The sequence below is a fragment of the Mesobacillus campisalis genome (assembly GCF_000986785.1).
GTDB classification, from domain to species: Bacteria; Bacillota; Bacilli; order Bacillales; family Cytobacillaceae; genus Mesobacillus_B; species Mesobacillus_B campisalis.
On record NZ_LAYY01000013.1, the window covers coordinates 41,305 to 52,834 of the forward strand.

Annotated in this window: 13 protein-coding genes; all 13 read left to right on the plus strand. The window is 46.3% G+C overall.

The window, feature by feature from the left end; all coding sequences use genetic code 11:
• Positions 1-10: 10 nt before the first annotated feature.
• The 13 genes from spoIVA to WQ57_RS12750 all read left to right on the plus strand — a co-directional run bounded on the left by spoIVA (position 11) and on the right by WQ57_RS12750 (position 11,515).
• Complete coding sequence (gene spoIVA, locus WQ57_RS12690; protein ID WP_046524149.1) at positions 11-1,489, plus strand: stage IV sporulation protein A; 1,479 nt, start codon at positions 11-13, stop codon at positions 1,487-1,489.
• A gap of 378 nt (positions 1,490-1,867) precedes the next feature.
• Positions 1,868-2,140: an HU family DNA-binding protein gene (locus tag WQ57_RS12695; protein ID WP_046524150.1), complete on the plus strand. Its 273-nt coding sequence runs from the start codon at positions 1,868-1,870 to the stop codon at positions 2,138-2,140.
• A 226-nt stretch (positions 2,141-2,366) separates the two neighbouring features.
• Positions 2,367-2,939, plus strand: coding sequence for a GTP cyclohydrolase I FolE (gene folE, locus WQ57_RS12700; protein ID WP_420912395.1), 573 nt, complete (start codon positions 2,367-2,369; stop codon positions 2,937-2,939).
• Between the two features lie 14 nt (positions 2,940-2,953).
• Entirely contained in the window at positions 2,954-3,187 is a 234-nt protein-coding gene (mtrB, locus tag WQ57_RS12705; protein WP_046524152.1) for a trp RNA-binding attenuation protein MtrB, read from the plus strand.
• A gap of 207 nt (positions 3,188-3,394) precedes the next feature.
• Entirely contained in the window at positions 3,395-4,228 is an 834-nt protein-coding gene (locus WQ57_RS12710; RefSeq protein ID WP_241481532.1) for a heptaprenyl diphosphate synthase component 1, read from the plus strand.
• Between the two features lie 2 nt (positions 4,229-4,230).
• Positions 4,231-4,935 carry a demethylmenaquinone methyltransferase gene (locus tag WQ57_RS12715; protein WP_046524154.1) on the plus strand — a complete coding sequence of 235 codons (705 nt, stop codon included), beginning with the start codon at positions 4,231-4,233 and terminating at the stop codon, positions 4,933-4,935.
• A gap of 15 nt (positions 4,936-4,950) precedes the next feature.
• Positions 4,951-5,913, plus strand: a complete 963-nt coding sequence (gene hepT, locus WQ57_RS12720; protein WP_046524155.1) for a heptaprenyl diphosphate synthase component II — start codon at positions 4,951-4,953, stop codon at positions 5,911-5,913.
• 91 nt (positions 5,914-6,004) lie between these two features.
• Positions 6,005-6,451 carry a nucleoside-diphosphate kinase gene (gene ndk / locus WQ57_RS12725; RefSeq protein ID WP_046524156.1) on the plus strand — a complete coding sequence of 149 codons (447 nt, stop codon included), beginning with the start codon at positions 6,005-6,007 and terminating at the stop codon, positions 6,449-6,451.
• Between the two features lie 151 nt (positions 6,452-6,602).
• Positions 6,603-7,775 carry a chorismate synthase gene (gene aroC, locus WQ57_RS12730; protein WP_046524157.1) on the plus strand — a complete coding sequence of 391 codons (1,173 nt, stop codon included), beginning with the start codon at positions 6,603-6,605 and terminating at the stop codon, positions 7,773-7,775.
• Positions 7,775-8,845 (plus strand): 3-dehydroquinate synthase, encoded by a 1,071-nt coding sequence (gene aroB, locus WQ57_RS12735; protein ID WP_046524158.1) that lies wholly within the window; start codon positions 7,775-7,777, stop codon positions 8,843-8,845. Before aroC ends, aroB begins: the two co-directional genes overlap by 1 nt.
• Before the next feature lie 18 nt (positions 8,846-8,863).
• Positions 8,864-9,229, plus strand: coding sequence for a chorismate mutase (aroH, locus tag WQ57_RS12740; RefSeq protein WP_046524159.1), 366 nt, complete (start codon positions 8,864-8,866; stop codon positions 9,227-9,229).
• 65 nt (positions 9,230-9,294) lie between these two features.
• A complete protein-coding gene (gene hisC / locus WQ57_RS12745; protein WP_046524160.1) occupies positions 9,295-10,395 on the plus strand; it encodes a histidinol-phosphate transaminase in 1,101 nt (366 codons plus the stop codon).
• A gap of 16 nt (positions 10,396-10,411) precedes the next feature.
• A complete protein-coding gene (locus tag WQ57_RS12750) occupies positions 10,412-11,515 on the plus strand; it encodes a prephenate dehydrogenase (RefSeq protein WP_046524161.1) in 1,104 nt (367 codons plus the stop codon).
• Positions 11,516-11,530 lie beyond the last annotated feature (15 nt).

Here is an 11,530-nt window from a genome sequence, read left to right on the forward strand (position 1 = left end):
AGGGGATCACTTGGAAAAGGTAGATATTTTTAAAGATATTGCCGAGCGGACAGGCGGCGATATATACCTTGGGGTTGTCGGTGCAGTCAGGACAGGCAAGTCCACTTTCATCAAGAAATTCATGGAGCTTGTTGTGTTACCGAATATAGACAATGAAGCCGAAAGGGCCCGCTGCCAGGATGAATTGCCGCAGAGTGCTGCAGGCAAGACCATCATGACAACTGAACCAAAATTTGTCCCGAATCAGGCGGCATCCATTCATGTCGACGAAGGGCTGGATGTTAACATCAGGCTTGTTGATTGTGTCGGATACACTGTTCCGGGAGCAAAGGGTTATGAGGATGAGAATGGTCCAAGGATGATTACCACACCTTGGTACGAGGAGCCGATTCCTTTTCATGAAGCAGCTGAGATTGGCACCCGGAAGGTTATCCAGGAACATTCAACCATAGGCGTCGTCATAACTTCAGACGGTACAATTGGAGATATCCCAAGGCTTGACTATATTGAAGCCGAAGAGCGGGTAATCGAGGAATTAAAAGAAGTAGGAAAGCCGTTCATCATGGTTGTAAACAGTGCACAGCCCCATCACCCCAATACGGAGACGCTTAGAGGGCAATTGGCGGAGAAATATGATATTCCCGTTATTTCCATGAGTGTGGAAAGCATGCGGGAGTCTGATGTTTTAAATGTTCTCCGTGAAGCCCTTTATGAGTTCCCTGTCCTGGAAGTCAATGTTAACCTTCCGAGCTGGGTTATGGTATTAAGGGAGGATCACTGGCTGCGTGAAAGCTATCAGGAAGCTGTTAAAGAGACTGTCAAGGATATCAAAAGACTGAGGGATGTTGACAGGGTAGTCCAGCAATTCAGTGATTTTGAGTTCATTGACCGGGCAGGCCTGGCTGGAATCGAAATGGGCCAGGGAGTGGCTGAAATCGATTTGTTTGCCCCGGATGATCTTTATGATGATATTCTCAAGGAAATTGTCGGGGTCGAGATCCGCGGTAAAGATCATCTGCTTGAGTTGATGCAGGATTTTGCTTTTGCAAAGGCGGAGTATGACCAGGTTGCCGACGCCCTGAAAATGGTCAAACAGACAGGGTATGGAATCGCGTCTCCTTCGCTTGCCGACATGAGCCTGGAAGAACCCGAGATTATCAGGCAGGGATCGAGGTTTGGCGTTCGCCTGAAGGCGGTTGCCCCTTCCATCCATATGATCAAAGTAGACGTAGAATCGGAGTTCTCCCCAATAATTGGAACCGAAAAGCAAAGTGAAGAGCTGGTTCGATACCTGATGCAGGATTTTGAAGATGACCCGCTATCCATTTGGAATTCGGACATTTTTGGACGAAGCTTGAGCTCGATTGTTCGGGAAGGAATTTCGGCAAAGCTCTCGCTGATGCCGGAAAATGCCCGCTACAAATTGAAAGAAACATTGGAGAGGATCATCAATGAGGGCTCAGGCGGGCTGATTGCCATCATTTTATAAAAGTTTTCAGACTCCGAAATGGAGTCTTTTTGTCGTTAAGGGGGTTTAAAACAGCTAAAGCGGGGTAGAAATGGAGGACGGAACCGATCAGGATGGAAAATGAGTAAAGATTCCCCATTATTTAAGGAATATGTCTTGATAAGGATAATTGATTGTGATAATCTTTTAACAGAATTACGTTGCAGGCCTCAAACCCTTGTTGTAACAGGGTTTTAAGAGGAAGAACCGCCTTTGGGAGAGCAAATGTTCCCATTGGAGGGCCCGTTTTCAAAAAAATGGTTTTGCAATGTATAGAATTCCACAGATTTGTTTAGAAAGGTAATAACTTTATTAATTTTCTGAGCAATAAAACGGAATTTTTGGGAGGAGGTGAATGGCATGAACAAAACAGAACTAATCAATGCAGTTGCAGAAGCTGGAGAACTTTCCAAAAAGGACGCGACAAAAGCAGTTGACGCTGTTTTTGATTCTATCTTAAATGCTTTGGCAAATGGTGAAAAGGTACAACTAATCGGTTTTGGTAACTTTGAAGTTCGTGAGCGCGCTGCCCGTAAAGGACGCAACCCTCAAACTGGTGATGAAATCGAAATCTCTGCAAGCAAGGTGCCTGCTTTCAAACCGGGCAAGGCCCTTAAGGATGCAGTCAAATAATTGAATCTACATAGATGCACAGCAGTGCATACTTGAGAAAAGGCCGCAAAACAAGCGGCCTTTTTAATTTGCCCACGGCAAAATCTATATTATTTTGCCTGCATCGAAATAGTTATGCTAATATGGAAATGTTATTATCAAATAGCAAATGGAATTCAACTTATATTCAGTGGGAAGAATCCTCCTGCTGAACGGAGTTTCACTTTATATAGATGCTTAGGAGGAAATGGAATTGGCCAAAGTGAATCATGCCCAAATCGAAGAAGGAGTCCGCTTAATACTTGAAGCAGTGGGAGAGGATCCAAATCGCGAAGGGCTTCTTGATACACCTAAACGTGTTGCAAGGATGTATGAGGAAGTTTTTGCGGGCTTAAATCAGGATCCGCAGGAATATTTTGAAACTATTTTTGGGGAAGACCATGAAGAGGTTGTTCTCGTCAAGGATATCCCTTTCTATTCCATGTGCGAACATCACCTCGTGCCATTCTTCGGAAAAGCCCATGTCGCCTACATTCCAAAAGGGGGCAAGGTGACTGGCCTCAGCAAATTGGCGAGGGCAGTGGAGGCCGTTGCCAAACGTCCTCAGCTCCAGGAAAGAATCACTTCAAGCATAGCCAATGCCATCATGGAAAAACTCCAGCCACATGGGGTAATGGTAGTGGTAGAAGCTGAACATATGTGCATGACCATGAGAGGCGTAAAAAAGCCGGGCAGCAAGACGGTCACTTCCGCTGTAAGGGGAACGCTTGCCGAAGATGTGAATGCACGTGCTGAAATTCTTGCGCTGATCAAAGACTAAAGGGGGAAGCAAACATGGAGAAGAAGCCTGTTCCGGGTGCTGATTATATTGTCATTAAAGCGATTGAGGACGGAGTCAATGTAATCGGGCTGACGAGGGGATCGGACACCAGATTTCACCACTCCGAAAAGCTCGATCAGGGAGAGGTCATGATTGCCCAGTTCACTGAACATACCTCTGCCATAAAAATCCGCGGAAATGCCAAAATTATAACCTCCTACGGAGAGGTAAACAGCGAGAAAAAATAGCTTCCTGGATATTCAAACAATTTTGTTACAATTCAAACAGCCACACAGCAAGATACGGGATTAATTTTCATTTCGTCCCCAAGAAAAAGTCAATTTATGATATAATGGTCACTGCTTTGGATAGTGCATCAAGTAATATTTAACTTACCTGATGGTATCGTGTGGTTATCGCAGCCTTGACTATTCAATCGAACTTCAGGGACAAGGGTGATTCATTTGCAGGACTTCCAGATTAAAATAGCGCATGTAATGGAACAGCTCAATAAAAGCCTGTTTCATCCATATTTACGAGAGAATATAGAAGCTCCAGTGATTGATGAAGACAAGGTATTGCTGCTTGTTTCACTTCTGGATGGACTTGGGATGAAGGAAAAGGAGATCGTTCATTACAGTGTGACGACTATGCTTTTGCAAATTGCCCTCGATACCCACGAACACGTTAGAAACTCCAGTCCTGCAGAAGATCCGCCAAGTTTGAAAAAACGGCAGTTAACCGTATTGGCCGGGACGTATTACAGCGGCCTGTTTTATAAACAGCTTGCCGGAACGGGTGACATTGAGCTGATCACGAACCTTGCTGCAGGCGTAAAAGAAGTCAATGAGCATAAAATTTCCGTTTATCATAAAGATTCAGAAGCAATCGATGTGCTGATGAATAGTGTGAAGCTGATCGAATCATGCCTGGTGGGCAAGATTGCAGACACCTTTGGCGCACATGCCTGGAAAGAGTTTGCAATCAACCTGCTGTTTGTAAAAAGGATGATTCAGGAGGAGCAACATTTTTTGCAGACCGGAACATCAGTCGTTTTCGAGACTTTAAAGAAGCTGGCATTCCCTAAACATCTTCCATCCGCCAGAATATCTTCCGAACAGCAGAAATATCTGCTCTCCATTTGTGAAAGGTATGTCGATTTTTCAATCAGCCTAATCGAAACGGGCATGCAGAAAATGCCGAAGATGAACAAGCAAATGCATCAGCGCCTCGGCGAAATTCTCGGCCAGCATCAGTCCATATCAAAATTCACTTTGGAAGAAGGGTAAAAATGCAGCAGTCAAAGGAAGAACGCGTGCACGGAGTCTTTGAAAAAATCTACGAAAACTATGACCAGATGAATTCTGTCATCAGTTTCAAGCAGCATATCAGATGGCGCAAGGACACAATGAAAATGATGAACGTCCAGAGAGGGCAGCACGCTCTTGATGTATGCTGCGGAACAGGTGATTGGACAATCGCACTTGCGGAAGCAGCAGGCCCGCAAGGAAGGGTTGCCGGCCTTGATTTTAGCAGGAACATGCTGAAGATTGGGGAGCAAAAAGTTAAGCAGAAGCAGTTGGACCAGGTTACCCTGGTCCACGGCAATGCAATGGAGCTGCCTTTTGAAGACAATAGTTTCGACTATGTAACAATAGGCTTCGGCCTGCGCAACGTCCCTGATTACAAGCAGGTATTAAAAGAAATGAATCGTGTCCTGAAGCCTGGGGGAATGGCCGTATGCCTTGAGACCTCCCAGCCTGAACTGATTGGGTTCAAGCAGATATACCGCTTATATTTCCGGTTTATCATGCCGCTATTTGGAAAGGTCTTTGCCAAGAGCTACAAGGAATACTCATGGCTCCAGGAATCTGCCCGTGATTTTCCTGGAATGAAGGAGCTCGCCAGGATGTTTGAGGAGGCAGGCTTCGCCAATGTCAGATACAAGGCATACAGCGGTGGAGTGGCGGCTGTCCATATAGGCCATAAAAAATAGTGCTGGGTGGATTCAATGAAACTTAAGATGATGTATTCTTACTTAAATTCTGATATCAATTTGATAGAGAGCGAGCTTGAGGCTACCATTGAAGCAGAGTCCCCGCTGCTTCGCCAGGCTTCCCTGCATACACTCCGGGCAGGAGGCAAGAGGATTCGCCCTGTGTTTGTGCTGCTTGGCGGTAAATTTGGGGATTATGATATTGAGGAAATAAAAAATGTAGCTGTCCCACTTGAACTGATACACATGGCTTCCCTCGTTCATGATGATGTCATAGATGATGCTGAACTGCGCCGCGGCCAGCCGACCATAAAAGCCAAATGGGATAACCGAATCGCCATGTACACTGGCGATTATATTTTTGCCAGGGCGCTAGAACTAATTGGCGAAGTGAAAAATCCATTGGCACACCAAATATTATCAAATTCGATTGTCCAGCTTTCCGTTGGTGAAATTGAACAAATAAAAGACAAATATATATTTGACCAGAATCTAAGGGACTATCTTCGCAGGATCAGGCGCAAGACTGCCCTGCTGATTGCGGCTTCCTGCCAGCTCGGGGCTGTCGTTTCCGGAGTGGAAGAGCGGGTACACAGGAATTTGTACCGTTTTGGCTATTACGTAGGAATGAGCTTCCAGATTACAGATGATGTCCTTGATTTTACAGGCACGGAACAGGAGCTTGGAAAGCCTGCAGGAGGGGATTTGCTTCAGGGAAACATTACCCTTCCGGTCCTCTATGCGATGAGTGACAGGAAGCTTCGGGCAAAAATTGAAAATGTACATGAACATATGCAGCAGGCAGATATTGAAGAGCTGATTTCCATGATAAAGAAATCAGATGCTATTGAAAAATCATTGGCTGTCAGCGATCGGTATCTGGCGAAAGCTCTTTCGATCCTGGATGAACTCCCACAAAATCGCGCAAAGAAAACCTTGCGTGATATAGCGAAATTTATTGGCAAACGAAAATATTAGCAAGTTGCTAAGTTTTCAAATAAATGATACTATTTTAGGGGCTGCAGCATTAACAGCCTGCCATACATATGATTTTTGGGGAGTGGAGTTTATGGAGAAAACATTTTTAATGGTCAAACCCGATGGTGTCCAGCGCAATGTGATCGGCGAGATTGTATCCCGTTTTGAAAGAAAGGGCTTCCAACTCGCCGGTGCCAAATTGATGAGCATTCCTGCGGAGCTGGCTGAACAGCATTATGGCGAGCACAAGGAGCGCCCTTTCTTTGGTGAGCTGGTTGAATTTATCACCTCCGGGCCAGTATTCGCAATGGTATGGCAAGGAGAAAATGTCATTGCCACCGCGCGCCAGATGATGGGTGCAACCAATCCTAAGGATGCGGCACCCGGGACGATTCGCGGGGATTTTGGCCTGACAGTTGGAAAGAACATCATTCATGGCTCGGACTCTCCTGAAAGCGCTGTCCGGGAAATTGGCTTATTTTTCAAGGAAGAAGAACTTGTAGAGTATACAAAGTTAATGAATGAGTGGGCATACTAATGAGTAAGGCTTCTGCTGCCAAGCAGAAGCTTTTTTTATAGGAAGAACTCCGTCGTCCCACTTTCGTAATTTTTAAATTTTTGCTATTTTTATTTTGAAGCGTATGATATATTGGTACATAATCCTTTAATGAGTTGAAGGGAGAAAGAATATGAGATATTTAACAGCAGGCGAATCACATGGCCCGCAGCTTACCACAATTATTGAGGGGCTGCCAGCCGGAATGCCACTAACAGAAGAAGATATTAACATGGAGCTTGCCAGGCGGCAGAAAGGTCATGGCCGCGGCAGAAGAATGCAAATCGAGAAGGATGCGGTCCAGATCATGGGAGGCATCCGCCATGGATACACCCTTGGTTCCCCGGTTGCCCTTGTGGTCGAAAACAAGGATTGGACGCACTGGACCAAAATCATGGGACAGGCTCCGTTGGATTCCGAGGCATCAGAAGAAGTCAAACGCAAGATAACACGGGCACGCCCCGGGCATGCTGATTTAAACGGCGCCCTAAAATATGGACACCGGGATATGAGGAATGTGCTCGAGCGCTCATCAGCCCGGGAAACGACCGTAAGGGTTGCTGCAGGCGCAGCAGCCAAAAAACTGCTAAGCCTTCTGGGCATCGAAATTGCCTGCCATGTCAAGGAAATTGGCGGAATCGCAGCGGAGGAAGCAAATTATGCCTCATTGGCAGAATTAAAAGAAAAAACCGAAGCTTCTCCTGTTCGCACTTTTGACCCTGACGCTGAAAAAAAGATGATGGCCGCGATTGATGAAGCGAAAAAGAATGGAGATTCCATCGGCGGAATCGTTGAAGTCATTGTGGAAGGCATGCCTCCCGGAGTTGGCAGCTATGTCCACTATGACCGCAAGCTTGATTCCAAGCTTGCAGGGGCAATGGTGAGCATTAACGCATTCAAGGGTGTAGAGTTTGGCATCGGCTTTGAAGCTGCACGCAAGCCAGGCAGTGAGGTCCATGACGAAATCCTCTGGGATGCAGAGAGAGGGTACTATCGCAGGACGAACCGCCTGGGAGGGTTCGAGGGAGGTATGACCACTGGGATGCCAATCGTGGTTAGAGGTGTAATGAAACCTATCCCGACCTTGTATAAGCCCCTGCAGAGCGTAGACATTGATACCAAAGAGCCTTATGCCGCAAGTATTGAGAGGTCAGACAGCTGTGCAGTTCCCGCGGCCGCTGTGGTTGCCGAAAGTGTAATTGCCTGGGAACTTGCTGCTGCCATTCTGGAGCAATTCCCTGCTGACAGAATGGACGCGCTCATTCAATCCGTTGAAGAGCAGCGCCGGTACGCGAGGGAGTTTTAATGGAAACCATCGAAGTTTCAGCAGGAAAGAAAACTTACCCTGTTCATATCGGTTATGGGGTTTCCCGCTCCTTGGCGGGAATTCTGGAAAAGAGATTTCCCAATCTTACTTCCATAATGATTATTACGGATGAAACAGTCGGAAAGTTGTATCTTGAGGAATTGAAACAAATCCTTGATAAGCCTTCCGTATACACGAAGGTTGTTCCGGCAGGGGAGAAGGCAAAAACATTTGCTGTCTATCATGACTGTTTAAGCTTTGCATTAGAGAAGAAACTTGACAGAAAATCGGTTGTTCTGGCATTTGGCGGGGGAGCTGTAGGAGACCTTGCAGGATTTGTCGCATCCACGTTCATGAGAGGGATTCCATTCATCCAAATTCCTACCACAATTCTCGCCCATGATAGTGCAGTGGGGGGGAAGGTCGCTATCAATCACCCTCTTGGAAAGAACATGATTGGTTCCTTTTATCAGCCGGAAGCGGTGATTTATGATCTCAATTTTTTAAGGTCCCTGCCTCAAGGGGAAGTCCGCTCCGGGTTTTCGGAAGTAATCAAGCATGCCTTGATTAGTGACAGGGATTTCTATCATTCGCTCCATCACTCCATCAGGAATCTTGAAGAAATATCCCCCGAGGACCTGGCTAGCCATTTATCCTCAGGAATAAAGGTGAAAAGGGACATTGTCGGGCAGGATGAAAAAGAGTCGGGTGTACGTGCCTATTTAAACTTTGGCCATACGCTCGGCCATGCGATAGAAGCAGAGGCTGGTTATGGCTCCATCACTCATGGTGAGGCTGTCGCCATAGGAATGGTATTTGCCCTTCGCCTTAGCATCCAGGTCCACTCGCTCCCTTTTGATATCAAAGGCTTTGAGAACTGGCTCGAAGAATTGGGGTATTCCACAAGACTGCCGGCCGGGCTTACACCTGACAGGCTTTTGGAACGAATGAAACAAGATAAGAAATCGCTTGGGCAGAAGGTGCGTTTTGTGCTGCTCAAGGATATCGGGCAGCCGGTGATCCAACAACTTGACGATAACCTTTTGCTCGACAGCCTGAAAACTTTTTAATGGAGGGGGTGACCATAATTGATTAGAGGGGTACGAGGAGCCATAACGGTTTCCGGCAATACAGAAGAAGAAATTGTAGCAGCTGCAGAAAGACTTCTAAGAGAAGTTATCAACGAAAACAGTATTTCTCCTGATTCGGTAGCTTCTGTATTGATATCTGTAACTCAGGATATAAATGCTGCCTTTCCCGCCAAGGCTCTGCGGAGGATAGACGGATGGGTATATGTCCCTGTAATGTGCGTTCAGGAAATTCCTGTTCCAGGTTCCCTGCCTATGTGCATCAGGGCGATGTTCCATGTGAATACGGATGCCAGACAGGACCAAATCAAACATATTTATCTTGAAGGGGCACAAGTCCTTCGGCCGGATCTTCTCGGAAAATAAGTTTGCCGAGAGCCTTGGAATTCAATATGAATGATAGTACTAGAGAACCGAATGGGGTGGAAGAGATGAAATGGAAAAAACAAATATTAGGATTGAAGCCGTACCAGCCCGGCAGGACGATCCAGGAAGTAAAACAGCAATATGGACTTAAGCAGGTCACCAAGCTGGCATCCAATGAAAACCCTTTTGGCTGTTCGCAAGCTGCAGCCGATGCCATAGCCAACCACTCTGCTTCCCTTGCATTATATCCTGACGGATATGCATCCGAACTGCGCCAGGCTGTTGGCGGCCACCTTGAGATAAAGCCTGAACAGCTTATTTTTGGGAATGGTTCCGATGAAATCATTCAAATCATTTCAAGATCACTGCTTCAGCCGGGTGTTAATACGGTGATGGCAGCCCCGACCTTTCCGCAATACAAACATAATGCCATTCTCGAAGGCAGTGAGATTAGAGAGGTTCCTCTTAAGGGAGGATACCATGATCTTGAAGCCATGGCAGAGGCCGTAGACGAAAATACAGCTGTAGTATGGCTGTGTACACCTAATAATCCCACAGGGACTTACATAAGCAGCCAGGACCTGTCAGAATTTTTACAGAAGATGCCTGCTGATGTCCTGGTGGTGCTGGATGAAGCTTATTATGAGTATGTCGAAGCTGAAGATTATCATGACTCGCTCTCACTAATTAAGGAATATAAAAACCTTATTGTACTAAGGACTTTTTCCAAAATATACGGATTGGCAAGCTTAAGGGTTGGATATGGGGTGGCTGATGAAAACCTTATCCGGACGCTTGACCCTGCAAGGGAACCTTTTAACGTCAATACGCTTGCCCATGCGGCTGCCATAGCGGCAATTAAGGACCAGGAGTTCCTCAAGCGCTGTAAAAAAGCAAATCAGGAAGGCCTCCGTCAATTTTACACATTCTGTGAGGAACATCAATTGGATTATTACCCATCTTCAGGCAACTTCATCCTGATTGATTTTGCCTGTGATGCGAATGAAGTCTTTCAGTTCCTTCTTGAACGAGGATTCATTGTGCGATCTGGTGCTGCGCTTGGATTTCCGACATCGGTCAGGGTTACGGTCGGTTCTATGGAACAGAATGCGGGCGTAATAGAATGCATGAAAGAATTTCTAGCCGCTAGAGCAGCGCTATCGTAAAAGAGAAGGTGATTACTTGAAAGGCCGCATATTTGTCATCGGGCTGGGACTGATAGGTGGCTCCCTTGCTCTTTGCATCAAAGAAGAACATTCAGAAGCTGTAGTTGTCGGGTTCGACGTTAATGAAGAGCAGACCAGGCTTGCCAAAATGATCGGAGTCATTGATGAAGCCGCCCATAGCATTGAGGCAGGGGCGGCATCTGCCGATGTCATAATCATCGCGACTCCGGTCACTGTGGCCGAACAGGTAATAGAGCTGCTCTCCAGCCTCCCTCTTAAAGAAGATGTCATTGTGACGGATACTGGGAGTACAAAAAAGACGATTACTGATAAAGCCTTTTGCCTGGCGCAAAAAGGAATATGTTTCATTGGCGGCCATCCTATGGCAGGTTCCCATAAAAGTGGAGTGTCCGCAGCCAAAAAAATCCTGTTTGAAAATGCCTTCTATCTGCTTACTCCCAATGAGACAGCGAATGCAGGCGAAATAGAAACCCTTAAGATGTGGCTACAGGGAACAAAGGCCAAATTTTTGACTGTCTCCCCCGAGGAGCATGATTACCTGACTGGTGTTGTCAGTCATTTTCCCCATATTATTGCTGCTTCGCTTGTTCATCAGGCTGCTTCTGCCGAGAGCAGCTCCACTTTGATTGGGAGGCTGGCAGCAGGGGGCTTCAGGGATATTACAAGAATAGCTTCCAGCAGTCCGGCAATGTGGCGTGATATCCTGCTGCTGAACCGGCCAGTGCTGCTAGAGCTTCTGGACGAATGGCAGCAGGAAATGAGCAAGGTCGCCAGGCTTCTGGAAACAGCCGCAGCCGAGGAAATCTTCAACTATTTTCAGACAGCGAAAGATTACCGTGATGGGCTGCCCACAAAGGAAAAAGGTGCCATACCTGCTTTTTATGATTTGTTTGTGGATGTTCCCGACTACCCCGGGGTTATTTCGGAAATAACCGGTTATCTTGCCAAGGAAGAAATCTCAATCACCAATATCCGGATCCTTGAAACAAGGGAAGAAGTGTACGGAGTATTGGTCATAAGTTTTCAAAGTGATGAAGACCGGGCAAGAGCGGAAAAGTGTATTAAACATTATACGAATTTTGAAATGTCAATTGGATAATGACTGTAAAAGGAG